At 40.3% G+C, this 26,079-nt stretch carries 21 protein-coding genes; 16 read left to right on the forward strand and 5 right to left on the reverse strand.

Annotated elements, in window-relative coordinates; translation table 11 throughout:
- Window positions 1–306: 306 nt before the first annotated feature.
- A complete protein-coding gene (locus BM308_RS06870) occupies window positions 307–1,728 on the reverse strand; it encodes an ATP-binding protein (RefSeq protein WP_074943984.1) in 1,422 nt (473 codons plus the stop codon).
- 435 nt (window positions 1,729–2,163) lie between these two features.
- Between BM308_RS06870 and BM308_RS06875 the strand changes: the two genes are divergently transcribed.
- Window positions 2,164–2,709 (forward strand): single-stranded DNA-binding protein, encoded by a 546-nt coding sequence (locus BM308_RS06875; protein WP_074943986.1) that lies wholly within the window; start codon window positions 2,164–2,166, stop codon window positions 2,707–2,709.
- Between the two features lie 68 nt (window positions 2,710–2,777).
- Here BM308_RS06875 and BM308_RS06880 read toward each other — a convergent pair whose 3' ends face one another.
- The 4 genes from BM308_RS06880 to BM308_RS06895 form a co-directional block, all read right to left on the reverse strand.
- Complete coding sequence (locus tag BM308_RS06880; RefSeq protein ID WP_074943987.1) at window positions 2,778–3,293, reverse strand: TRAP transporter small permease; 516 nt, start codon at window positions 3,291–3,293, stop codon at window positions 2,778–2,780.
- Window positions 3,294–3,302: 9 nt separating this feature from the next.
- Complete coding sequence (locus BM308_RS06885; protein WP_074943989.1) at window positions 3,303–4,586, reverse strand: TRAP transporter large permease; 1,284 nt, start codon at window positions 4,584–4,586, stop codon at window positions 3,303–3,305.
- 107 nt (window positions 4,587–4,693) lie between these two features.
- Entirely contained in the window at window positions 4,694–5,692 is a 999-nt protein-coding gene (locus tag BM308_RS06890) for a TRAP transporter substrate-binding protein (RefSeq protein ID WP_074943991.1), read from the reverse strand.
- A 317-nt stretch (window positions 5,693–6,009) separates the two neighbouring features.
- Window positions 6,010–6,900 carry an AraC family transcriptional regulator gene (locus BM308_RS06895; protein ID WP_074943992.1) on the reverse strand — a complete coding sequence of 297 codons (891 nt, stop codon included), beginning with the start codon at window positions 6,898–6,900 and terminating at the stop codon, window positions 6,010–6,012.
- 441 nt (window positions 6,901–7,341) lie between these two features.
- Here BM308_RS06895 and BM308_RS06900 point away from each other — a divergent pair, with 441 nt between their 5' ends.
- From BM308_RS06900 to BM308_RS06970, 15 genes are all read left to right on the forward strand, one after another.
- Window positions 7,342–9,135 carry an L-fucose isomerase gene (locus BM308_RS06900; protein ID WP_074943994.1) on the forward strand — a complete coding sequence of 598 codons (1,794 nt, stop codon included), beginning with the start codon at window positions 7,342–7,344 and terminating at the stop codon, window positions 9,133–9,135.
- A gap of 85 nt (window positions 9,136–9,220) precedes the next feature.
- Window positions 9,221–9,667, forward strand: a complete 447-nt coding sequence (locus BM308_RS06905) for an RbsD/FucU family protein (protein ID WP_074943995.1) — start codon at window positions 9,221–9,223, stop codon at window positions 9,665–9,667.
- 7 nt (window positions 9,668–9,674) lie between these two features.
- Window positions 9,675–10,415 carry an IclR family transcriptional regulator gene (locus tag BM308_RS06910; RefSeq protein WP_074943997.1) on the forward strand — a complete coding sequence of 247 codons (741 nt, stop codon included), beginning with the start codon at window positions 9,675–9,677 and terminating at the stop codon, window positions 10,413–10,415.
- On the forward strand, window positions 10,412–11,416 hold the full coding sequence (locus BM308_RS06915; RefSeq protein WP_074943998.1) for an exo-alpha-sialidase: 1,005 nt from the start codon (window positions 10,412–10,414) through the stop codon (window positions 11,414–11,416). Before BM308_RS06910 ends, BM308_RS06915 begins: the two co-directional genes overlap by 4 nt.
- Window positions 11,417–11,433: 17 nt before the next feature.
- A complete protein-coding gene (locus BM308_RS06920) occupies window positions 11,434–12,396 on the forward strand; it encodes a Bug family tripartite tricarboxylate transporter substrate binding protein (RefSeq protein ID WP_074944000.1) in 963 nt (320 codons plus the stop codon).
- A 50-nt stretch (window positions 12,397–12,446) separates the two neighbouring features.
- Complete coding sequence (locus BM308_RS06925) at window positions 12,447–12,917, forward strand: tripartite tricarboxylate transporter TctB family protein (protein WP_074944002.1); 471 nt, start codon at window positions 12,447–12,449, stop codon at window positions 12,915–12,917.
- A 3-nt stretch (window positions 12,918–12,920) separates the two neighbouring features.
- The gene (locus tag BM308_RS06930; protein WP_074944003.1) at window positions 12,921–14,420 is read left to right on the forward strand and encodes a tripartite tricarboxylate transporter permease; all 1,500 of its coding nucleotides are present in this window, start codon (window positions 12,921–12,923) and stop codon (window positions 14,418–14,420) included.
- Between the two features lie 280 nt (window positions 14,421–14,700).
- Entirely contained in the window at window positions 14,701–15,750 is a 1,050-nt protein-coding gene (locus BM308_RS06935) for a rod shape-determining protein (protein WP_074839047.1), read from the forward strand.
- Between the two features lie 133 nt (window positions 15,751–15,883).
- A complete protein-coding gene (mreC, locus tag BM308_RS06940; protein WP_074944005.1) occupies window positions 15,884–16,885 on the forward strand; it encodes a rod shape-determining protein MreC in 1,002 nt (333 codons plus the stop codon).
- On the forward strand, window positions 16,878–17,399 hold the full coding sequence (gene mreD, locus BM308_RS06945; protein ID WP_074944006.1) for a rod shape-determining protein MreD: 522 nt from the start codon (window positions 16,878–16,880) through the stop codon (window positions 17,397–17,399). The genes mreC and mreD overlap by 8 nt, the downstream gene beginning before the upstream one ends.
- Before the next feature lie 4 nt (window positions 17,400–17,403).
- Entirely contained in the window at window positions 17,404–17,991 is a 588-nt protein-coding gene (locus tag BM308_RS06950; RefSeq protein ID WP_074944008.1) for a Maf family protein, read from the forward strand.
- Window positions 17,988–19,427: a metalloprotease TldD gene (gene tldD, locus BM308_RS06955; protein WP_074944009.1), complete on the forward strand. Its 1,440-nt coding sequence runs from the start codon at window positions 17,988–17,990 to the stop codon at window positions 19,425–19,427. The genes BM308_RS06950 and tldD overlap by 4 nt, the downstream gene beginning before the upstream one ends.
- A 459-nt stretch (window positions 19,428–19,886) precedes the next feature.
- The gene (locus BM308_RS06960) at window positions 19,887–22,424 is read left to right on the forward strand and encodes a hypothetical protein (RefSeq protein WP_074944011.1); all 2,538 of its coding nucleotides are present in this window, start codon (window positions 19,887–19,889) and stop codon (window positions 22,422–22,424) included.
- 46 nt (window positions 22,425–22,470) lie between these two features.
- Window positions 22,471–23,337 carry a type III secretion system chaperone gene (locus BM308_RS06965; RefSeq protein ID WP_074944013.1) on the forward strand — a complete coding sequence of 289 codons (867 nt, stop codon included), beginning with the start codon at window positions 22,471–22,473 and terminating at the stop codon, window positions 23,335–23,337.
- Between the two features lie 14 nt (window positions 23,338–23,351).
- The gene (locus BM308_RS06970; protein WP_074944014.1) at window positions 23,352–25,895 is read left to right on the forward strand and encodes a hypothetical protein; all 2,544 of its coding nucleotides are present in this window, start codon (window positions 23,352–23,354) and stop codon (window positions 25,893–25,895) included.
- Window positions 25,896–26,079: the final 184 nt, after the last annotated feature.

The raw sequence follows: 26,079 nt of genomic DNA on the forward strand, positions 1-26,079 counted from the left end.
AACTCGAGACTGTTTCTTAACAGGGTCCCATTTATTGTAATAAGAGATGATGTAGGTTCTACCCATTTTGTCGGTATAGCTGGAGTAATTCCATTTGATATCAGGAGTGTCTGTCATACAAATAGTCCATTAAAATATATTATGGACTATGATATAACAAAAATAGAAATAGATAAAGAAAAAATCTTAAAAAACAGTGGAATAAAAAGAATATTTAGGAGATTTGTGAGAATAATCACCCTAGTTTAAAACTAGGGTGTACGGAGGTTAGGGTTGACGGTTTCCTTTCTCTACTATTTTGTTTTGTTATAAGGAAAGGTCATTAGAATACATTTTGTTCAAATCTATAGTAATAATATCCTCTTTATCTTTATTCTCTATAATCCAGTCTGAAAAACCGCTTTTAGAAAATAATAAAAACTTGACTGTTTTGTATCTGGAATCAATCAATCCAAGTCGCTCTTTTAAGCTTTCAAAAACCTTTTTATCAAGCAGTTCGTTTTTGAATTTACATTCTCCTAAAACCGCATTCTTGTTTATAAGATCTAATCCAACTACATCGATATCAGTTTCTTCCTTTTTATTTGGATTCGTTCCCCACCATTTACCTGTTTTGGTTATAAGACAAGGGAGTTTATTTTTTACCCCTAAAAGCAAAGTATAATAGCGACACATGTCTTCAAACACCTCTCCCATATACTGTGATATACGAGGCTTTACAATATTCTCATAATGTAATCGACCTTCGCCTAAGGATATAACATCCATGTATGGAGCTATGAACTGAAACCAGAACCTAAACATATGATCTGATAAACTGTATCTGATCTTTTTCTTATTATTTTCTTCAGTAATAGCAAATTCCTTTTTTAAAATTCCAGTTTCTACCAGATTTTTAATAGCATGTGAGACTGTAGAGGCATCAATCTTTGTCAGATCTGCAATCTCATTTAATCTTGTCCTTCCAGATGCAATTGCCTCAATTACAGCCGAATATGAACTGATATTTCTAAATTCCTGACTTAGGAGATTAACCGGTTCTTCATACATATATCCATGATTTGAGAAAAATAACTCAATGAGATTTTCATCAAGTGAAAGCTTTTTATCAAACAAAGATAAATATTTGGCTATACCTCCTGTTACTCCATAGACAATGGCTTTTTCTTCTGAAGAATAATCTGGAACAAATAAGGCAGACTCTCTGTAGTCAAAAGGCTTAAGGGCTATCTGGGAAGTACGTCGTCCAAAAAGAGGACTTTTTTCACTGAGGACTTCATCTTCCATAAAACTGACAGATGAACCACAGATAAACAGATACATATTTCCGTTCAGCCACGAGGTATCAATATATTTTTGCAAAACAGATAAAAGAGATTTATATGACTCTGCCATATATGGGAATTCATCTAAAATAAAAACGATACGCTCGTCCTTACACTTTTCTCCGAGGAAAGAAAATAACTGGTCATAGGATTTGAAAGAGAACTCTTTTAAATCAGGAGCCAACGCTTCAATAACTCGAGCACCAAGAAGTTCAAGATTACGTTGCGGGCTAGTTCTTACTGCTGTGTAAAATATTGCTTTTTTACCTTCAATAAAATGTTGAAGAAGGGTGGACTTACCGACTCGTCTCCTTCCATACATAACAGTCATTTGAAAACCAGATCGGTTATACAAATTGTTCATGGTTTCAAGTTCGCGTTTACGGCCAATAAATTCACTCATGATTAACTACCTGATTCTCTGTAAACTACAATTTATTGAATTATCTTTCATTGAATTACATTTCATTGAATTATACTTCAATGAAATATGATTCAATATAATTATAGTAGATTTTTACCGATTCACCCCATCAGAATATTTTCTGACTAATATTTTCTAGTCTCAGAATTGTTTATTGACTTGCTCTCGCTAAAAAAGGTGAATTCAGGTGGCAAAGATAAAAAAAATTTACCGCACAAATCTGCACTAATCTTATTGAAATAAAAAAGAAAAAAGTTTTAAGCTAAACGCAGTGCTCTGTAAGATGGTATTTTTGGATACGCTTAAATGCAGGGTAAAAAATTTCAATGCAATAATGTACAGGCTAATAATTTTCATTTATCCGTACCAGAAAGATTGCATCTCAAAGGTCGGTGTTTTTGTTAAGGATTTAATATGACTCGTGGAGTTAATAAAGTAATTCTGATTGGTAATCTTGGAGATGAACCTGTATTTAGAACAACAGGTTCAGGTACTGCAGTTGCCAATGTATCAATGGTTACAAACGAAGTTCGTCGCAATGCTGAATCTGGCCAGATGACAGAGATTGCCGAGTGGCATCGTGTGGTTTTATGGGGAAGACTGGCCGAAATTGCACAGAAATGGCTGCATAAAGGTTCACTGGTGTATGTGGAAGGTAAACTTCGCACCAGATCATTTACCGATAAGCAGAATGTAAAGAAGAGTGTTACCGAGATTGTTGCAGATGAACTGCAGATGCTTGGTCCATCAAAGTCTCACTCTGAGAGTGATTCCTTCTCATCTCAGAATAACAGTTTTAGAAATAATCCTGTTCAGAATGATAATTCTCCATACGGAAATCCTTCTGCACAGCCATCATTTCTGAATGATTCCGCCTTTATAAATCAGAATCCGGTTTCATCAAATCCAGGACCATCCATTGTTGTGGATGGTGATGACTCAGACGATCTGCCATTCTAAAAGGTAAAAAAACACAGCAAACCAGCTCGTTTGCTGTGTTAATACCAATATACATTGAAGATCAATATCTATAAAACAGGCTTTTTCTCTGCTCTCCAAGGCAGTTTAAAGGCCTGTACTATATCTCTTAGAGAATAACAGGTCATGAAGAAGGCACTTACAGGAATTACCATGTAAAAGTACTTCTTCTGCAGCCAGGTGATGGTGAGCATGTATGACTGAGCTCTCATGACCAGAACAAAGCCGTAGTAGCATATGGTTGCGTACATTATGCATTCAATAATTGTGGAGATGATTCTGCAGATCTTGCCGGCAGGGGTGCCGACTATCCTGTCAGTTATCACATCCACAATAAAATGACCTCTGGTTCTTACCAGTTCCTGTGCTCCGAAGAAAATCACCCATACAAGGAACAGCTGTGTCCATTCATCTGTCTGTGTGAAGTTGTATATAGGCACAAATCTAACGAATACGTTCAGAAGGAACATCACAAAGATGATCATCATAGATACTATGCAGATAAGGCGTGTTACCTTGCTGACTATAGCATCTATGCTCTTAAGCAGATTTAATACTGTGTTCATATCTCATCCTCAGTTGATTAGATGTCCAAGACCTAGTGTTACAGGTCCGCAGAAAGCTACCAGTATTGCCACTGCAATCATGATCAGAACATAGCCAACCGCCTGCTTGGCAATCGCCATAACCTTCTCTCCGGTAATAGAAGCCATAACATACAGATTCAGTCCCACCGGAGGCGTCAGAACACCTACCGCAAGAGAAATGCACATTACGATACCCATCTGAACCACGTCATAATGGAATGCTTTTGCCAGAGGAACAAAGATTGGTACGGTAATCAGCAGAATTGCGGTTCCTTCCATGAAGCAGCCCATTAGAACAAGTACCAGAATGATAATCAGCAGCACTGGAATAATGGAGGTGAAGCTCTCGGAAATAAAGGCAATTGCCTGCTGAGGAATACGTGTATAGAGCAGTACGTACTGGAAAAAGCCCGCAGTTGCGATAATATACATAACCTTTGAGGTCTGTTCTACTGTTTCCCAGAATATCTTTGGTAAATCTCTGATATGCAGTGTGTGGTAAACAAAGAAGCCTAAAACCATTACATAGAAGCTGGCAACGGCTGCAGCTTCTGTTGCTGTGAACAGGCCTGCAAACATACCGCCTATTACAATAACCGGAGTCATAAGTGCCAGAAAGGCTTTCTTGAAGGCATCATAGCGTTCAATCCATGGTACAGGATCTTCTTTGGCATAACCGTTTTTGTAGCTTACATATGATGACCAGGACATAAAGCCGATACCCAGCAGCAGACCAGGAATGATTCCTGCTGCAAACAGGGAATTAACAGAGGTCTGAGTCAGTCCTGCATACAGAATCAGGGTGATGCTTGGCGGAATAATCGGACCTAGAGCTCCACCTGCGGCAATGGTTGCACAGCAGAATGGTTTTCCATAACCGCACTTTGACATCTCACCTATGGCTATCATACCGATGCCTGCGGCACAGGCTGCGGCTGAACCTGACATTGCGGCCATTACCATACAGGCTGCAATCGCAGCATTGGACAGGCCTCCCCATCTATGACCAAGACAGGCTCTTCCGAATCCAAAAAGACTGCCGGATACTCCGCCCACATTCATGAAGTTTCCCATTAAAAGGAAAAAAGGAATGGACATCAGGGTAATACCGGACACCTGATCGTACATACGCTGGGGAATGAGGAATAATTTTTCTACTCCGCCTCCAGCCAGAAGAAAGGTTGCAAGCGAGGTAAAACCCATGGTAACAGCTGTACTTACACCAATGAGCATAAGCAGCAGTACGCCTGCAAAGATAAAGAACATGATCATATTACGTTCCGACTTTTTAATCAGGGAAGGTCAGCTGTGAAGTAATCACAAAGCATCCTTCCCTGTGATGACAGATTTACGAACAGTTTGTACAGACAAAGATAATCTTATTTGTTGTCTGCAACAGCCTTTAACAGCTTGTCCATTTCATCCTGTCCGGCAAGTTCGCCGATTTTCTTGTAGGCAGGAGCCATCTTGTCAATGAATGACTGTCTGTTTGGAGTAGTAACGTTCATGCCCTTACCCTTAAGTTCTTCAATAACCTTGGCTTCGCCTCCGGAGATTTCTTCACGGGTAAGATTCTGAGCCTTGATGGCTTCTTCCTTTAAGATCTGTTTTAGCTCATCAGACTGGGCATCATAGGCATCCTTGTTGATAATCAGAGCCTGACAGTCAAAGTAGTGGTTGGTTAAAGCCAGATTGTCCTGAGTTTCAAACAGTGAATCGGCATAGATGGTGAAAACAGGATTCTCCTGTCCGTCAACAACACCCTGCTTTAATGATGAATAAAGCTCTGAGTAGGCAATCTTCTGGGTATTGGCTCCGATTGCATCAAAGGCAGCCAGAAGACCTGCTGAAGGTGGAACACGGATCTTTACACCCTTAAGATCCTCTGCACTGTTAACAACGATACCCTTGGTGGTAGTCTGTCTGAAACCATAGTCGAACATGGATAAACCATAAGCATCATGCTGGGATAGACCTTCATTCATCCAGTCCATTACATAATTGTCGATAACCTTATGGGCATGATCATAGTTTTCAAACAGGAATGGAGCAGTCATGGCATTCAGCTTCTTTGAGTAGGTGGCAAGATTTCCTAAAGAAACGATGGCCATATCCAGTGAACTCATTGTAATCTGTTCTGCAAGAGCTGGCTGATCGCCAAGTTCACCTGCAGGATAAACCTCAATAGTAACCTTTCCTCCGGTTCTCTCCTTAACATTCTTGGCAAACTGTTCTGCTGCTTTATGATGAGCATGAGAGGTTGCTGCGGTGTGAGCTAGTCTTAAGGTCATTTCCTTGAATTCAGCACTGTAGGCTGCTGATGAACAGAAGGCGCAGACTGCGACTGCAAGGACTGTTTGGGTTAAGATTTTTTTCATGATAATAATCTCCATTGTATGTCTGTTTAATTCGTTGTTTTTGTTCTTTTTTATGGTTAAGAAGAAGGCTTGTGAATAAAAGCTGATTCTTCTGGAAAGAACATTTTTTATCTATCCAGAATCAACTCTAATCGGAAATGAGAAACAGGTGATAGGAATTTGTTGCACAAAACATTGTTTAAAATTCACCTATGAGCAGGCTGATTAAACATTTGTGATCTAAAAGAAATTTTTAATAAGTTTTACTGGATACCTCCTGTTCCGTTGGGAGAGGTTCAAAGCTTTTGATTGGACACAGGATCTGAAACTGATATAACTTAATTTGCTATCTTATTCTGACTGAAGTAAAGTCGTCTGTATTCACTTGGACTCATTTTCTTAAAGTTCTTGAAGATCTTTGCAAAATAGCAAGGATCTTTAAAGCCGCAGGAGTAGGCAATCTCATTGATGCTTTCATTTTCTGTGGCCAGTCTCATGGAGGCGCATTCCAGTCTGAAATTGTTCAGATACTCAATAGGTCGAAGTCCTGTTATCTGTTTAAAGAATCTGCAGAAATACTTGGGACTGAGATCCAGAGTGTTAGCCATTTCATCTAATGAGATATCTCTCTGGAAGTTGTCATAAAGATACCTGAACAGTACTGGCAGTCTTCCAAACTGTTTTGTATAGTTGCCGGTGATCTGGCTTATATATGAGGTGTAAAGTCCTTTGTCGTAGATTTTTCCAAAGGCTAAAAGCAGAGCGCCGTAGGCTATGGTTGCGTTGTTGTGTTTTGGATTGGTGAAATCGAACACATTGTCGAAGACTCGGGTAATTTCTTCGTCGGTCTGCTCTGAATATATTTCGTTTAAAACTACACTGTGCTCAGAGAGTTTCTTAAGGAAACTGTGTCCTGGAGTTCTGTCATCAAACAGCAGGTTTAAATCAAAGACCACACATTCATAAATACAGTCTTCGTTCTCAGGTTTTCCTCCGTGAACCTTTCCGCCTTCAATAAATATGTACTGACCTGGTTTTAAATCGTAATGACGCTCATTTATATATAGAGAGAATGTTCCTGCTAAAACACGAATGATTTCAAAATCCAGATGATAATGAAAAGTCATGGCAAACTTAGGATGGGTTTTATCAATATGATAGAACTCAAACGGACAGTCAGGAGAGCCTCTTAGAATGGTTTCCTGTATTGCATTGCTACATGAATTCATATGAAAGATTCTCGTAAAAATGGTGAATATATGACAATCTCTTAATTTTTATTGTCTTTTTTATATCTGTTTTTACCGATAATCGCCAACATTATTCACTGTTTACTCTTTATCCGGTAATTTAATGCATTTTTAAGTAAGATTTAAAATGTAAAAATAAAATTATCTTTACATTTCAAATAACTAAATAAGACTGTATCTGTAAATACTGCCTTATAATCATTCTTGAGTTTTTAGAAAACTGTTTTTCAATACTGAACATAACACAAAAAATTCTTTATTACTGAACCGTGTTATAGAATCTGAACTTCCTCACAAAATTAATCATATTTTTAAAAATGGTGAATATTCTTATATTCATTGTGCATTTTTAACTAACGTTTACTTTTGTAACGATGCAAAATCTATTTAGATAGAGTTGCTTTATAAGGAGTGTTAACAATGAGTACAAACCGTTATATCGGTAAATATCCTGTCATAGGTATCCGACGCATTATCGATGCGCGTTTAGGACCTCTGGGCGTAAGACAGTCTTTAGAAGAACAGACCATGAATATGGCTCAGGCTGCTGCGAAACTGATTAGCGACAACTTAAGATATACCAATGGTGAGCCTGTTAAGGTCATTATTTCTGAGGTAAGTATCGGTAGAGGCGCAGAAGCTGCAAAATGTGCTGCCCAGTTCAAGAAAGAAGGCGTGGATATTACTCTGAGTGTTACCCCTTGCTGGTGTTACGGCGCTGAAACCATGGATATGGATCCTATGACGATTAAAGGTGTCTGGGGTCTTAATGCCACCGAACGTCCTGGTGCAGTTTATCTGGCATCAGTTTTAGCCGGCTATGCCCAGAAAGGTTTACCTGCATTCGGTATTTACGGAAAGCACGTTCAGGAAGCTGATGATAAGAATATTCCTGAAGATGTACAGGAAAAGATTTTAAGATTTGCCCGTGCTGCAGTTGCAGCTGCAACCATGAGAGGCAAGGCCTATCTGCAGATTGGTTCATCCTGCATGGGTATTGCAGGCTCCATGGTCAATATCGATTTCTTCGAGGAATACCTGGGAATGAGAGTCGAGTCCGTGGATGAGGTGGAACTGCTTCGTCGCATGGAAGAGGGTATCTATGATGAGAAGGAATACCAGAAGGCTCTGGCCTGGGCAAAAGAAAAGTGTCCTATCGGTTTTGACAAGAATCCTGAGTTTGTAAGAAAGTCAAAGGAAGAAGCCGAGAAATCCTTCGAGTTCGTGGTTAAATCCATGGTAATTATCAAGGATCTGCTGCGCGGCAATCCAAACCTGCCTGAAAAGTTTGGTGAAGAGGCTCTGGGCTTTAATGCCATTGCCTGTGGTTTCCAGGGACAGAGACAGTGGACTGATCACTGGCCAAATACAGACTTTGCAGAGGCTATGCTGAATACATCCTTTGACTGGGAAGGCGCCCGTGAAACTTTCATCACTGCCACAGAGAATGATACCTTAAACGGTGCCACTATGCTTTTGGAGAAGCTTCTGACCAACAGAGCTCAGATGTTTGCTGACGTCAGAACCATGTGGTCATCAGAGGCTGTAAAACGCTGCACCGGTTATGATGTTGAAGGTCATGCCAAGGAAGCTGGTGGCTTTATCCATCTGATTAACTCAGGTGCCTGCGCTATTGATTACTGCGGAGAGGTTAAGGATGAAAAGGGTAATCCTACAGTAAAGCCTTTCTGGGAAATGACACAGGAAGATATCGATGCCTGTCTGAAAGCTACCCAGTGGTGTCCTGCTGATAACGGCTACTTCCGTGGAGGCGGTTATTCTTCAAGATTCCTGACCAAGGCAGAAATGCCTGCAACCATGGCAAGACTTAATATTGTCAAAGGTTTAGGCCCTGTACTGCAGCTGGTTGAAGGATGGACAGTAAAGCTTCCTGATGACGTAACCGACAAGATCTGGAAACGTACCGATTATACCTGGCCATGCACCTGGTTTACTCCAAGAGTCTGTGAAAAAGGACCATTCAAGAATGCCTATGATGTTATGAACAACTGGGGCGCAAACCATGGTGCTATCAGTTTCGGTCACATCGGTGCTGATCTGATCACCCTATGTTCAATCCTGAGAATTCCTGTATGTATGCACAACGTTCCTGATGACAAGATTTTCAGACCAACAGTCTGGAATTCATTCGGAATGGACAAGGAAGGACAGGATTACCGTGCATGTCAGTGCTACGGTCCAATGTATAAGTAGTTATGTGACTCTTTTGACAGGTGGATCTTTACGATCTGCCTGTACTTTATAAGATATAACTTACTGAAACAACAAGGAATTTAGTATGTTAAAGGGTATTCCAAAGATTATCACTCCAAAGATGCTCTATACACTTAGTGCCATGGGACATGGAGACAGTCTGGTTCTGGCAGATGCAAATTTTCCTGCATACAGAATTGCCTCTGGACATACCCTGATTCATTTACCTGATACCTCGATATGTGAAATGCTTAAGGCTTTACTGACTGTTTTTCCTCTTGATCATCTGCATGAGCATGCAGGATATGTAATGGAAGTTGACAGCGAAGATGAAAGGCGGGGAGTAAAAACTCCTATCTGGCAGGAGTATTCAGAGATATTGGGCGCAGATAATAATAACCGCAGTCAATTATTAGGCAGTTATTCAAGAGCATCTTTCTATGAAGAATCCACAAAGGCTCAGCTGATTATTCTTACAGGAGAGTGTGCCCCTTACGCTAATCTAATGTTGTACAAGGGTGTTTTAAACTGAGGCTATTATGCAGAAATCTCTAGTTAAAGCTTTACAGATTTTAGAATTACTATCCAGTGGTCAGAAGGACTACGGTATTTCAGAAATTGCAGACAGCCTTGATTTATATAAGAGTAATGTTCATCAGATCTTAAATACATTTGAACAGTTTAATTATGTAAGGAAGGATCCATCCAGTCATCGTTATTCTCTATCAGTTCATTTCCTGGAAATAGCTCACAGGATCAGTTCAAGAATTACCAATCAGGAATTTATAAGAGAGAGACTTCAGAATCTGACTGATGAACTTGGAGAAATAACCTACTATGGAGTTCCTGATGGCTCTAAGGTTATGTATTTTTCCGGAGCTTTCCCTAAATCATCGGTTGCAAATCAGTCTGTACTGGGAATGACTGCACCGCTGGTATGTACAGGAATAGGCAAGGCTATCCTGGCCTATATGCCTGAAGACCACATAGATGTTCTGTTATCTAAGCCTATAGAAAAATACACAGACAATACGATTACAGATCCTCATAAGCTTAGAGATGAACTTAACAAAATCAGAAACAATGGATACAGTGTTGATAACATGGAGCACGAGTATGGTGTAAAGTGTGTGGCTGTACCTGTACTTAATCATCAGGGACAGGTGCTTGGTGCAGTAAGTATCACCGGACCAAGTCTTCGTTTTCCATCATCCTCGTACAGGAAATATGCTTCAAAGCTTCAGAATGTGGCAGTTCAGATAGGACAGAGTATGCTATGAGATTAGACCATCAGTACAGTACATACGCAATAGATACACTTCCATGCAGAATGTGTCATGCCTCTGCTGTGCTGCCTGTTACCGAGGCTCGTCTTTTATGCGCTTTTTTCGGAGGTTCCTATGAAGGTGAGGCCGATGTGGGAATATACCTGTGTATCCTGGAGAACGGTGTATACAGAAAGCATAGCTTTATAAAGGTAAATGATGAGGCTCACTGGAATCCTGTACTGTTCAGAATCAGTGATGACAGGATAGCTATGTTCTTTAAAGCAGGAAATGTCATTGCCCAGTGGTCTACCTATATATGCTATTCCTCTGATGGCGGAGAGAGCTGGACTGAACCTGTACTTCTGATAGAAGGTGACAGGGGAGGAAGAGGTCCGGTCAGAAATCCTCCATTAAGATTGAAATCAGGAAGAATCCTCTGTCCTGCATCAAGTGAACAGGGAGAATGGCATTCATTTGTTGATATCAGTGATGATAATCTTAAGACTCTTAAAAAGAGCGATGATATCTATGCAGATCATGCTCTGAGCGCGTTTAGGGACAGAGAGCGTGAGAAAAAGATTGCAGTAAGTGAACAGTCTTATGGGGGACAGGGTATTATTCAGCCTGCCTTATGGGAAGATGAAAGTGGTGTTCATATGCTTCTGCGTTCAACTTTCGGCAGGGTGCTGCGATCTGATTCTATGGATGAAGGTCAGACCTGGTCTAAACCCTATGCTGTTAACATGCCAAACAATAATAGCGGTATTGCCACAGCCTATTACAAAGGTACATTATTTCTGGCCTGTAATCCGGTTGAAGGCAACTGGGGTGAGCGAAGTCCAATGACTCTGTTCACCTCTGAAAATGGTGTCGATTTTAATGAAGCTGTGGTTCTGGAAACTTTGAAAGCTGAGTTTTCCTACCCATGTCTGTCAGTTTTTAATAATTCTCTTTATATAAGCTATACCAGCAAGAGAACGAACATACGTATTCACAAATACAATTTTGTTTAACTACATAAGGAGCATATATGCTAAAGACTAAGACTCTGATTGCTGCTGCCGCAGTATCTTTAGGCCTGTTATCTGTATCTTCTGCAGCCTATGCTGCATATCCTGAAAAGGATATTACAGTTGTGATCCCTAAGAATCCTGGTGGCGGTACCGATACCACTGCACGTGGTGTTATCAACATGATGCAGAAGGATTTCAGTGTAAAGTTCTTACCTGTAAACAAGCCTGATGGAAACGGTATTGTCGGTATGGCAGATGTTGCTGCTGCAAAACCTGACGGATACACCTTAGGTATGGTTACCGTTGAGCTGGATATCTTCCCTCATCAGGGCAAGACTAAGCTGTCATACAATGATTACGAGTCTATCATTGCTCCTATCGCAGCTCCTGCAGCTCTAATCGTAGCTCAGGATTCTCCATATAACTCACTGGATGATTTTGTGGATTATCTGAAGAAGCACCCTGGTGAGGTTATGATGGGTAATTCAGGTGTCGGAGCTATCTGGCATATTGCTACCTTAGCTTTTGAAAAGGAGTTCGGTGTTAAGGTAAAGCATATTCCTTATCCAAACGGTACTGCTGATATTGCAGCTGCAATGGCAGGAAATCACATTCAGGGTACCCTGGCTGATCCTTCATCCTTCAAGAGCCAGATTGAAGCTGGTAAACTGAAGATTCTAGCTGTGATGTCTGCAGAGCGTACCAAGATGTTCCCTAATGTTCCAACCTTCCGTGAGCTTGGACATGACATGACCATCCGTGCATGGGCAACACTGGTAGCACCTAAGAATACCCCTAAGGATGTTCTGGATGTTCTGCGTGCTTCAGCAACCAAGGTTGCAAACTCACCTGAATTTGTTGAGTACTTCTTAAAGCAGGGTATCGACCCAACCAATATTGTGGGCGAAGAAGCCAACAAGATGATGAAGGATGACGATGCAATGTATGCTGAGTTCTTAGCTCAGATTCAGAAAAAATAATTAAATACAATAAGATACATACTGATTTCGTACATAAGGAGGTTTAATTCATGATCACCATGAAAAGCTGCAATCTGATTGTAGCCGCAGTTACACTTGTTATAGGATCGATGATTGCGTATACATCCTATGGTTACGGAATCAGTATGACAATGTTTGGTCCAGGAGCCGGCTTCTGGTCCTTTATTCTAGGTGTGGGATTGGTTGTTGTAGCAGTGCTGATTGTTGCCGATACCCTATACCATTCACACGAATTCACTGCAATTCAGGTTCGTCTCGGAGAAAAAGCTAATCTTCAGGCCTATAAGCTAATGGTCCTCTTTGGTGCCTTTGTTCTTCTTTTACAGATACTGGGCTTTTATCTTGATGCTTTTCTCTTCATGTGTGCCTGTATGTATCTTCTGGGAATGCGCAGATCTTCTACAATCATTAGTGTGGCTCTGGCATTTCTGGCTTTTATCTATGTGATCTTTTCCTTATCGCTGCATATAAATTTACCTTTACCGATTTTCTGGAGCTAGACGATGGATTCGATTATTCAAGCTTTAGGTATTCTTGTTACCTTTGAAAACCTTGGTCTTCTGGCAGTAGGTACAGCAGTCGGTATTTTTGTGGGCGCAATGCCCGGTTTATCTGTAAACATGGGCCTGGCTCTACTGTTTCCTATTACATTTTCTGTGGGTGGCTGGCACGGTATTATAATGCTTTTAGGCATTTACTGCGGCGCTATCTACGGTGGTTCAATTACAGCAATTCTTTTAAAGACTCCAGGAACTCCAGCCTCAGCTGCAACGACTCTAGATGGCTATCCTATGGCAAGGGGAGGTCAGCCAGGAAGAGCTCTGGCTATCTCTACAACTGCCTCAACCTTTGGCGGTATTTTTTCAACTGTATGTCTGGTCCTTTTTGCTCCAATGCTTGCCAAGGTTGCTCTTCAGTTTTCAAAACCGGAGTATTTTGCACTGGCAATTTTTGGTATCAGCATGATTACCTCGGTTGCACCGGGATCAATCCTGAAGGGTATTATCGGCTGTCTTGTCGGTCTGTGGATTGCAACTATAGGTCTTGATCCGATGAGCGGTATGGAGCGTTTTACCTTTGGAACTCTGTATCTTTCCGGTGGTATTTCCTTTATGCCTATTCTGATTGGTCTCTTTGCTCTGACACAGGTGTTTATCAATGCAGAGGAAATGTACCATAAATCTACGACTGCACAGAAAATTACAATTGATAGTGTCTATCCAAAATGTGAGGATATGAAACTTATCTCTCCTACCCTTGTCAGATCATCTGCCATAGGAACCTTCATAGGATGTGTACCAGGAACAGGTGGAGATATCAGCTCCTGGATCTGCTACAACCAGGCCAAGACCTGGGCCAAGGATAAATCAAAATTCGGCAAGGGAGACCCTCGTGGCATTGCCGCATCTGAGTCAGGAAACAACTCCATTGTAGGCGGAGCCTTTATTCCTGTTTTAACTCTGGGCATTCCTGGTGATGGAGCCACAGCCATTATCCTTGGTGCGCTGATGGTTCACGGTATTCAGCCTGGTCCTCTGCTTTTTATAAATCATGCAGTGGATGTATATACCGTTTTTCTGGGACTAATGATTGCCAATTTCGTAATGGGCTTTTTCGGATTCTCTCTAATCAGACTGTTCTCCAAGGTAACCATGATTCCAATGGTATTCCTGCTGCCTATCATTGCAGTAATGGCTGTAATCGGAACCTACTCATACGCAAATTCCATGCAGGATGTCTATATCATGTTTGCAGCAGGTTTAATCGGCTACTTCATGTATAAGTTTGATATGGGAGTTCCTGGAGTAATTATCGGTATTATTCTGGGTAAGCTTGCAGAGCAGAACTTTACAGGTTCGCTGATGATGAGTGATGGCTCCCTATCAATTTTTGCAACCAGTCCGATCTGCTTTATCTTCCTGATTCTGGCTCTGATCGGTCTGTTATCTCCTTTATACAAGGATGCACTCCGAAGAATCTTTGCAAAGAGAGTTTCTGCATAAATTTTTAAGTTCTGCAGAGGATATGATCCTCTGCGGAATCCTTTCTTTGTGATCACCGTTTAAAAATTAATAACCACATTCTAAACAAAAGAATAATCACTCCAACTTTCAATTCCACATTAATCACAAAATACGCATTCATAAAGGAAAAATTTAATACATATCAGATAAATCTAAGCAAAAGATTTATGTTCGTGTGATATACTTTTTACCAAACTGTTGTGTTGGACAGTAAAAAAGAAATATAGCCTTAATAATCCTGGCATTTGGACCCTAATAAATGTTTAAGAAATTACGTAGCATGTTCTCTAACGATTTATCAATCGATTTGGGAACTGCAAATACTCTAGTTTATATCAAGAATAAAGGTATCGTATTAAACGAGCCTTCTGTTGTGGCTGTTCGTCTGGATAGAAATGGTGGAGCTCAGCGCAAAGTTGATGCTGTAGGTAAGGCCGCAAAGACAATGTTAGGTCGTAGCCCTGACAATCTGGAAGTTATTCGCCCAATGAAGGACGGCGTGATTGCAGACTTCCAGTACACAGAAAAGATGTTGCAGTACTTCATTTCAAAGGTTCTGCAGGGCTCTCATTTTATGCCATTCAAGCCAAGCCCACGTGTGCTGGTTTGTGTACCTTGCGGTGCTACTCAGGTTGAGCGCAGGGCAATTCGTGAGTCTGTTGAAGGTGCAGGTGCATCAGAGGTATTCCTGATCACTGAGCCTATGGCTGCTGCTATCGGTGCAGGTCTTCCTGTTTCTGAGGCAAAAGGTTCTATGATTGTTGACATCGGTGGCGGTACCACTGAGGTTGCTATCATCTCCTTAAACGGTATTGTTTACTCAAGTTCTGTTCGTATCGGCGGTAACCGTTTCGATCAGTCAATTATTGATTACGTAAGAAATACCAAGCGTTATGAAATCGGTGAGGCAACTGCTGAACAGGTTAAGATTGAAATCGGTTCTGCTTATGCTGAGCAGGAAATGCACGAGATGGAAGTTCGCGGAAGATCTGTTGTTGAAGGTGTTCCTCGTTCATTCACTCTGAACTCAAATGAAATCCTTGAGGCTCTATCTGATCCTATCAAGGGTATCGTTGCTGCAGTTCGTACTGCTTTAGAGAAATCACCTCCAGAGCTTGCTGCTGATATCGCTCAGCACGGTATGATGCTGTCAGGTGGTGGTGCATTACTTCACAACCTTGATAAGCTGCTACGTGAGGAAACTGGTATTCCTGTAACTATTGCAGAGGATCCTCTAACCTGCGTTGCTCGTGGTGGCGGTAAGGCTCTTGAGATGTACGATGCTCAGGACAACGAGATTTTTGACTAATTAGTACATAATTATTAATACTGATGCGGGATGACGCAGATAAGCTTTTAAGTTTTCAGGTCGTCCTGCAGTAGAGGTTTTAATGAACTCCCATCATCCTTGATGGGCGTTTTGTTTTGATGAAGGATTTGATTTGAAAAGCTCAGATCAGCAGAATTCTCTAGTTCACTTCCGATTCGGATTTGTCCTGCTGTTAACTCTCGTAGTTATGGCTCTGGATGTCCGCTCCAAATTATTGTCAGATTTCAGATATTACGTTGAATCTGCCTTATATCCTGTACTTGTTTTTGCTGATTCTCCCCATTCTGTTGGCAAGATGATGTCTACTCAGTTCAAGAGTCATTCTGAACTTATTAAAGAGAACGAACAGCTTTCTACAGAAAACTTCATGCAAAGAGCCAATACTCTGAGACTAAAAGATCTTGAGGATGAGAATCAGGCTTTACGCAAGCTGTTAAATTCTCCTGTAAGACAGAATATCAAAAGACTTTTTGCTGAGGTTGTGGATGTCGATCCTGATCCTTATCTGAGTCGTGTTACCGTAAATCGTGGAACAAGTTCAGATGTTTATGAGGGAATGCCTGTTATTACAGACCGTGGTCTGGTCGGACAGGTTATGGAAGCAAATTACTCCTTCTCAAGAGTACTGCTTTTAACTGATCCAAACTGTCAGATTCCTGTTATTGATTCAAGATCATCTGTAAGAGCTATATGTGTCGGCTCTGGTTCTCATGCCGAGATTATTATCAATAACGTGCCTAGAACTGCTGATATTAAAGAGGGGGATATGCTTCTTACCTCTGGAATCGGTGGAGTCTATCCAAAAGGTTATCCTGTAGCTATTGTAACTTCAGTCGGTATTTCTGATTCTCAGCCATTTGCTGCAATTAAGGCCAGACCTCTGGTTGAAACCGATAAGATGCGTTATGTTCTGATGTTTGGAACTAGTAGTGATAAGGCTGATGCCGAAGAATACGCTCTTCAGGCAAAACAGATGACTGATGACAAGACTATTCTTCATCAGAAAAAGGTTAAAGAGCTTATAGATACCTTATCTGTAAAGAAAGGCGATAAGAATACAAATTCAGCAAAAACTGATGAAAAGAAAACCAATGTAGGTGGTACAAATGATTAGCGGAAAAGAAAATAGAAACTCATTTCTGTTGCTTTTGGTACCAATGCTTTTTGTTGGTCTGATTCTTCAGATCATTCATCTGCCTGAAGTTGTTTCTCTCAATAGACCTGATTTTCTGACTTTAATCATACTGTTTTTCTCTGTATACAGTAATTTCAGTCTGAAAATTGAAACCAGCTGGCTTGTGGGAATTTTTCTTGATCTGGCAACAGGTGCACCGCTGGGAATTAATGCTCTGATTATTTCAGCTCAGATATATCTGATAACAACCCAGTTTAAGAATTTCTATAAATATAAATTGTGGCAGCAGATTATTATTGTAGGAATCATCAACTTTCTGGTAACCATTCTGTGTTACTGGATTGAGCATATTATCGGTAGAAGCTATTATGAGATCAATTTCCTGATCCCTTCAATATCTACAGCAGTTTTCTGGCCGATTGTTTACTGGATCTGTCTGATTCTCTGTTCGACTTTCTCAGTCGCTTCTGACGAAAAAGAAAAATTAGACTAGATAAATGACTAAACTTATTCTTGCCTCTGGTTCTCCTCGTCGTAAAGAATTCATGAGTTATCTTGGAATTCCTTTTGAGGTGGAGATCCCCAACATTGATGAATCTCCTCTACAGGGAGAAACTCCCAGCGAACTTGTATTACGTTTATCCAGATTAAAAGCTGACTATATATCGAAGAAACATGACGATACTGTTGTGGTTGCAGCTGATACAGTAGTCTGTTTTAATGGTATGATCCTTGGAAAACCTTCCTCTCGAGATGATGCCTTTAGGATGATAAAAATGCTTCAGGGACAGACTCATACTGTTTACACTGGAGTGACGGTACAAAAGGGCAGTCTTGTGAGAAGCAAGGTAGTCTCAACAGAAGTAAGCTTTGATCCCCTGGATGATGATTTCATCAGGAACTATTCCTCATCCGGCGAATGCGATGACAAGGCCGGTGCTTATGCTATTCAGGGAATAGCTTCCATTTTTATCTCCGAAGTTAAGGGCTCGGTCAGTTCTGTTGTCGGTTTACCTATTAATGAAGTTGTTAAGTTTTTAAGAGAATTTGGTCTTAATATCCCAGTCTCAAAGGTTTGTGCATGAATACATACGAAAAGGCCTCTAAAATCCTGTGGAATAACACAGATATAAATCTTGAGGTTGCTCAGAAGGCTCTTAATCTTCTGAATTCAAGAGAAATAGATTTCGGTGATCTGTTTTTTGAAAGAAGCGTGGCCGAGGGATTTTTCCTGGAGGAAGGTATCGTCAAAGGCGGTTCCTTCAGTATCTCTCAGGGTGTAGGTGTCAGAGCTGTATTAGGTGCAAAATCAGGTTTTGCCTATTCAGATGTGCTCGATGAAAAGTCTCTGATGGAGGCCTGTACCGCTGCTCACTGCATCAGTCACGGTCACAGCTGTAATCGCGAAAAGATTGTTGTAAGCACTAAGGAAACAAAACCTCTTTATGTTGCTGATGATCCGATTGCAGCTATGGATAAGGCTAGAAAAGCTGAAATTCTTGAGATTCTCGATAAGAAGGCCAGAGCTCTGGATCCTAGAGTGGTTCAGGTTATGGGCAGTCTGAACTGCTCATATTCCACCACCATGGTAATGCCAACTGATGGTCCTGCCAGAGCGGATATTAAACCAATCTGCAATATCACCATCAGTGTAGTTATGGAACATAACGGCCGTAAGGAAGAAGGCTTTGCTGCTACCGGCGGAGCGGTTCTGTTCAATACCCTGCTTAAGGATGATACTTTAGACAATCTTGCTAAAGAAGCTGTAAGAATTGCCTCTGTAAATATGGAAGCCATTCCTGCTCCTGCGGGAACTATGCCTGTGGTATTAGGTGCAGGCTGGCCAGGTGTGTTGGTTCATGAGGCTGTAGGTCATGGCCTTGAAGGTGATTTCAACAGAACTGGCTCCTCAGCCTATTCAGGGAAAATCGGGCAGAAGGTTGCCTCAAGCGCCTGTACTATTATTGATGACGGTACTATTCCAAATCGCCGTGGCTCCCTGTCATTTGATGATGAAGGTACTGATACTGCATGTAACGTTCTGATAGAAAAGGGAATTCTCAAAGGCTATATGCAGGATAAGCAGAATGCTATGCTTATGAAGATGAAGCCAACCGGTAACGGAAGACGTCAGAGCTATAACTGCATGCCTATTCCAAGAATGACCAATACCTTCCTGCAGAATGGTGAGTTTGATAAAGATGAAATCATTTCCTCTGTTAAGAAAGGTATTTATGCGGTCAACTTCCGGGGAGGACAGGTGGATATCACCTCAGGAGAATTTGTTTTCTCTGCCTCAGAAGCCTATCTCATCGAAGATGGCAAGGTAACCTCTCCTATCAAGGGAGCTACTCTGATTGGTAATGGTCCAAAGACCATGCAGCAGGTTTCAATGGTTGGTAACAATCTTGAGTTTGACTGCGGTATTGGTATGTGCGGTAAGGCAGGTCAGGGCGCTGCAGTAGGAATTGGACAGCCTACTGTTAAGATTGACTCAATTACCGTTGGCGGTACCAAATAGTTATAACTCAGGAGGCGACTAAGAAGATTTTCGGAATTTAGTTTTTTGTAATATTTACTTTAAATTCTGCTTCTTGGTTGCCATGTAATCCTTCAGCTTTCTGCAGTTCTTCTCTTGATTCCTGTTTTATTTTCCCAATTTCTTTTTCAAAAAGAACTCCTTCTTTTTTAAATAAAAATATATTTTGTAGCTACAAAAATATATAAACGTGAATTTATTCTCAATTTTTTTTGAGAACTTGACCCATACTATGTTTATTAGATGTTTAAAAAAGTCTCGGTTTAACAACAGACAGATAATGCTATGTCAATGTGATTATGTCTAAATGATTATCCTGTCATTGCTGTTAGATTCTAGCCTGTATCTGCGGCTTAACTCTAAAAAGATTCTCTGCAGTTTTTATCTATAGGGAAACTAAACGCTGGTTATAGGGGCTTCCGCTCTGAAAAGGAGATAATTATGAGTGACAACATTAATCTATCCAATCTTAATAATGCTCAATTAAGAACCTTTGATTTTGAGTCTCATAAGAATCTGTTATCAGAGCAGCAGTTTGTTCAGCTCATAAAAAAAGAAGGAGAGATTACTCTTGATTCCCAAGGTAATTTCAAGGTCGTCAATCCACCTGCAAGCCGAGATAATTTCCTTGTAAGCTTCATCAAGAGGATTTTTGTCAGAGGTTATGTAGAGAAAGAAAAGCAGCTGGACAGAATGGAAGCGCTGCGTCAGAATGTCCAGTTTAATGCAATGATCAGAGAGCATGTCAAAAACTATGCTGCCTCTCAGATAGGAAATGCTCCCGTTGTACAGACTGCACAGAACATCAGCAACTCCATTGATGCTCACTTTGAAAGAAATACAAGCTTTAAGATGGAACAGCTCAATGGTCTGATTCAGACTGCGAAAACCGCAAATGAAACTGTAAAACAGTATACCAATTCAGTTTTGAAGGACAACTGTGGACTTTCATCTATCGGACTAAATGGAGAGAGCTTGTCTTTAAGCTCTTTTATGGAAAAATATGCAAAAGGGTCAGGATTCTCTGAAACAAAATTCATTGAAGCTATTATTCAGAATGCAGTCAATAATCCTGAACAGTTTGAAGATCTTTCACAGAAGGATAATGCCAAGAAACTAAAAACACTTCTTTCAAAGCCATCTCCTAAGTCATTTGATCAGAAACAGGTTAATAATTTAATTGGAAATCTGACAGGCTCCATCAGAAACAAAATTAATGATTATATTCAGAAAGCTATTTCTGGAGGTTATTCTCCAGAGAGTATCGCTGCAAAAGTTATGAGCAGCATTAACGGCCTTATCAATGATAACAATGGCGCCAACTCCTCATCAATATCTGGTATCTTCGGCGAAGGTGGCAGTCTTGCTCCTGCTAATATCACCGGCCTTGAAAAATCAACCTCCCCTGTTGGGCCTCTGGTACAGGAGAATGGAGATAAGACCCTCAAGGAAAATACAGAAAAACTGGTGAAAGCATTTCCTTCCGTGCCTGCGGAGAATATTTCAAAAATTATTGCCTTTAACAATAACGATCCGCAAAAGATTGACAATTACATCAATACTATCAAGAAAGTTAATACGAACAATTCTGGTGCTGACTCTGTAAATGCTCTAGTTTTCAGCGGAGATCGTTTTGACATATCAGAGCTAATTAAGAAGGGAGAGGATATTCTTAATTATGTTTCCAATGCTCTGGGAGAAGGGGAAATCACTGAAGATAAGCTCTCCGAGACCATAAAAATTTTAGTCAACTACAGTATGCTGGCTAAAAATAATGATAGGCTCCTCAATAATGCATTTGATGGAATTGAAAACATTACGCTTCCTGCTATTGAACAGGCTATAGAGGAGCATTCCGAAGAGATGAGGCTGGATCTGCAGCACAAATTCCAGAATGGTGAGGCTTCACCTGACAGTGATGCAATAGAGAGACATCAGAATATTCTTCAGACTATTCGTGCTGTACTCGTCGAAGCAAAAGAACAGATTATTCCAGGACGTGTCGGTAGTTCTGTTTCTAAACTTACTGAGCAACAGATTGACCATGACAAAAAAGAGTTTGCAGATAATATCAAGATGGTTTTAATGCTGAACCGCCCAACAACTCCTCCTGAGATAAAACAGGCTCTGAACTCTTTCCCTGAGGGAGTTAGATCTGGAATTTCCAAGCTGTTTAAGGGTATTGTAAGAGAGCATGTAGCAAAGCACGGCCTCAATGATTCAAAGGGCAATCGACTAACTCTGCAGACAATTGCAAATCAATATGCCCAGCTCTTGAGTAAGGACAGCTATCTGATGAAAACCTTGAATATGCAAATGCCAACTGAACAGTTTTTACAAGCTCAGGTTCAGCAGTTCTTGAATCATCCTGAAATAGGCATTAAGTCTGACTATTTATACAGAAAAGGGAAAAAACATATTGTTGATAACTGGAATGTAACCCTTGATAGGGATATAAAACGAAATTTTGTTGCAAGAGTTAATAACGTTGATATAACCCAGATTGAAAATGAGGAAGAAAAAGTTAATGCGGTTAAGGAAGAGCTTAACAAAATTGACCCTAGCTTTAGAGGCTTCTTATCTACATTCCTCATGCAAGGCAGCTCAGGAAAATACGTGGTTAATACTTTACAGTCAAATGATCTGAAACACCCTAATGAGGGAATTGTTGGTATTTTCCCTGATTTCAATATTCTTGACGGACAGCAACATGGCTTGAACACAAATACCAAAAGCGAAAATTTTGTTGATATAAAAGACAACAAGATAGTTGTTACTACGATAACAGACCACAGTTTTTATATAAACCCTCAATACAATGAGCTGGATCTTGATGTAAGTAAGGAGTCCACAAAGTTCTACACATACAAGATTGAAACCACGATTGATATGACTAAGGGTGTAGATAAGGACGGATATCCTTTGGGTATAGAAGCCAAAATATCTGTAGAAAAGGTAAATCATGACCAGGCTCAGTAGAGAAATAACTATGTAGTATAAGGCGTTTACGCATAAGGAGAAAACCGTGCTGGAACAGTACATCCGCAATTATTTTTTAGATCTGGGCTTAAAGAACCAGTATGTTGATGAACTTAGTCCTCAGGATGACGGTTCGTATATGCTGCTCTTTGATACCAGAATTGTATGCAGTATCGAGGAACAGCATAAGGACGAGATTACAGAATTTGTATTCTCTGTGGTACTGACTGCAGGAGAGATGGACAGGAGCGAGCTTCTCGAAAAATATGACTATTTCAGCAGTCGACTCAATCTGACTGCCTTTTCCGGAAGAGCCTGTCTTTTTATCCTTCCTGAGGAGCATCAGATTGCACTTATGCACAGAATTAACTGTGATGGGCTTGAACATCAGGAATTCAACCGGATTCTGAATCTTCTAGCAAGAACCATAATCTTTGTTGAAGGCAGTGGTGAAACCGCTCTGTCCTATGATGATTCAACGATTAAGGAGAGTTCTGAGAAATTTCATAGTCTTCTAGGAGCGATGAATATCTCTGTTGAGGATTTAAGACACAATTTCAACCGTCTTGATTTGAAGGATGGCTTCGGGTGTCTGCTTGAATTTCATCCGGCTGCCGCAGTGCTGAAGCTTATCAATGTTCTGGAAAGCCCTCTTAATGAGGAGAATATACTGAATCTTTTAAGTTTTAATTCCAGTCAGAAATTCGGACTGCAGTTTAATTATCTGGATGGAAGTCTGTTTATAGAACAGTCTGTTGATCTTAAGAATACCGATCCGGAACATTTCGGTCTGGCGCTGGAACGTCAGAGAAAGCTTATAGAAGAGTTTAATAAGGGATTTTCAGCAGTTCCTGAGCATGTAGAACAAGTAAATTATGACATTACTGAAATGCTATCAAACCTTCCTGTTTAACTGAGAGGTGCTTTATGACTGACAATATTAATCTTTCTAATCTTAATAGAAATGAATTAAGAGAGTTTAACTTCCAAGAGCACCAGAATATGAGGCTGACGGATCAGCAGTTTAATGAGCTCATAAAAAAGGAAGGAGAGATTACTCTTGACTCGCAGGGCAACTTTAAGGTTATTAATCCGCCTGCTCACCGAGATAATATGTTCGTAAGCTTTATTAAGAGAATATTTGTCAGAGGGTATGCTCAGCAGCAGAAGGAACTGGATAAAATGGAGATCCTGCGGCAGAACATCTACTTTACAGACATGCTCAAGGATCATGTTAAAAAATATGCTGAGTCACAGATTGGAAAATCTCCTATTGTTCATTCTGCAAAGGTGATCCGTGATTCCATTGATGATCATTTTTCAAATAATACAAGTTTAAAGATGGAAAAGCTCAGGAATCTGATTCAGACTGCCAAAAGTGCAAATGAAACATTAAAAGAGTATGCCAATACAATTTTTAAGGACGGTTACGGCCCAAACTCCATCGTATTGAATGGCGAAGGCATGTCTTTAAGCTCTTTTATATCAAAGTATGCAAAAGGTAAGGAATTCTCGGAAATCAAATTCGTTGAAGCAATTATTCAGGGGGCAGTCAATAATCCTGCACAGCTTGAGATTCTTAGTAATGAAGATTGGGGGATTGCCCGTAAACTTAAAAGTTTGCTCTCGATGCCCTCGTTAAAAGCATTTGAAAGAGATCAGCTTAATGAGCTTACAGGAAGACTGATACACACAGTTAAAAGCAAACTCAATGAATACATCCAGAAGTCTTTTGAAAATGGTTTTACTCCTGAAAGTATTGCTGCCAAAGTAATTAATGGCATTGACAGTATTATCAAAGACAAGGATGGTGAAGGCTCAAGTCTCATAGGTGGTCTTTTAAGAGCTGGAGGGGATGGGGAACTCCATGCGGACAACACTTCCAATCTGCAAAAGACAGATAAGCCACAGGATCGCTATTTAAAAAATGACAGTGATAAGGTGTTAAAACAAAATACCGAAAAACTCGTCACTGGGCTGCCTAATAATTTTCCTGTGGATAAAATTCCAAAGATCATTGGTTTTACCGACAATGATCCTGAGAAAGTCGACAATTATATAAAAATTGTGAAAACTCTTAATGCTAACCGTTCGATTCAAGGTCACATCCGTACTCTGATGATGCAGGCAGGAGATGGCCATTATCTCGCAGTCCTTGAGGCGGCTGAGAAGATTATGAATAAATGCAGAGAGCTGACCGGAAATGAAAAACTGACTTCTGAGCAGATATCTGAATATATGAGGGTAATGGTCAACTATACAATGCTCAATTCCACAGAGGATGATGAAAAGGAGACTAGTAACGTCCAATTCGGTAATATCACCAGAATCATGCTTCCTGTTTTTGAGAATGTTTTAAAGGAGCATTCTGATAGTTTAGATGCGGATGGACAGAATATTATTGTCAACGAACAGGAGAGAGTCTCTCTCAAGGAGAGAGCAGATCAGAAGGAAGCTCTATTAACTGCACTTTCTACCCTTAAGGAAATTAAGACTCAGTTTATAATCTCCAGAGCTGGAAGTACGATTTCAAAGATTACTGAGCAGACGCAGAAACTGTCACAGGAAGAGTATAAGAATAATCTGAACCTGATTCTGAAACTGAAACAGACTGAAAATCTTCCGGAGATTAACAATGCTGTGGCAGATTTCCCTGAGGAGAAAAGAAAAGCCGTAACCACTCTTCTTAAAGGTCTCGTGATTGGCTATATTCGGAAAAATGGATTAAAGGATGATTATGATGAGCCGATATCGCTGCAGCGAATAGCTAACAATATAGTTAAAACAATGAAAAAAGACAGAGATCTGATGTCGATCATTAACCTGAATAATATCAGTGATGAGGTTTTAAAAAACCATGCCGATCTATTCTCTAATCATCCAGTTTTTGGATTGAAAGCAATTTTCTACAGTCAGGTAGATAATAAAAATAATAATAAATTTGATGAGACACAGAACGGCTGGCATAAAGATCTCGATACAGACGTGACACGAAATTTTATTACCAGAATCAATGATACAGATATTACTGAAATAAAGGATGATGAGGAGAAAGTGAAAAAAGTTCATGAACTGCTTGGATCTATAGACAAGAAATTTATCCCTTATGTGACGACACATCTCATGCAGGGTGGAGGTGCCAGATACACTGCAATAACATTCGGCCCGATGGGATTACCTGAACTGATACCTAATTTCAGTAGAATGGCTAGTTTATCTAAAGGCATTGATTTAAGCTTAAGTAATGGGACTGTGGTAGATATTAAAGATAATAAAATAGTTATCAGTATCAATGTTAAACCTATGCTGAAGCTTCATGATACCTTCCATGATCTGGGAGGAACAACTGAAGAGGTACATTTATTTGGCTTTAAGTATGAAACAACTATTGATATGACCAAAGGTGTGGATGAAAAAGGTTATCCTTTGGGAATTGAAAACAAGTTCTACTTTGAGAAGAATAACGCCTAGAGCGTAGGAGATTAAAGTTATCCATTTGCAGGAAAAGAGCCTATTCTTTCAAAACTGATTTGGATAATTCTATATCTCTATCTCTGTTCACATAAAGTAAAGGAAATAGCCTATCGTATTTAAAAGGAGGGCAGTCATCAGACAGCCCCCCAATCGACGATTTCTTGTTCTAGAGCCTAAAAGC

The organism is Succinivibrio dextrinosolvens (assembly GCF_900116345.1).
GTDB lineage: Bacteria > Pseudomonadota > Gammaproteobacteria > Enterobacterales > Succinivibrionaceae > Succinivibrio > Succinivibrio dextrinosolvens_B.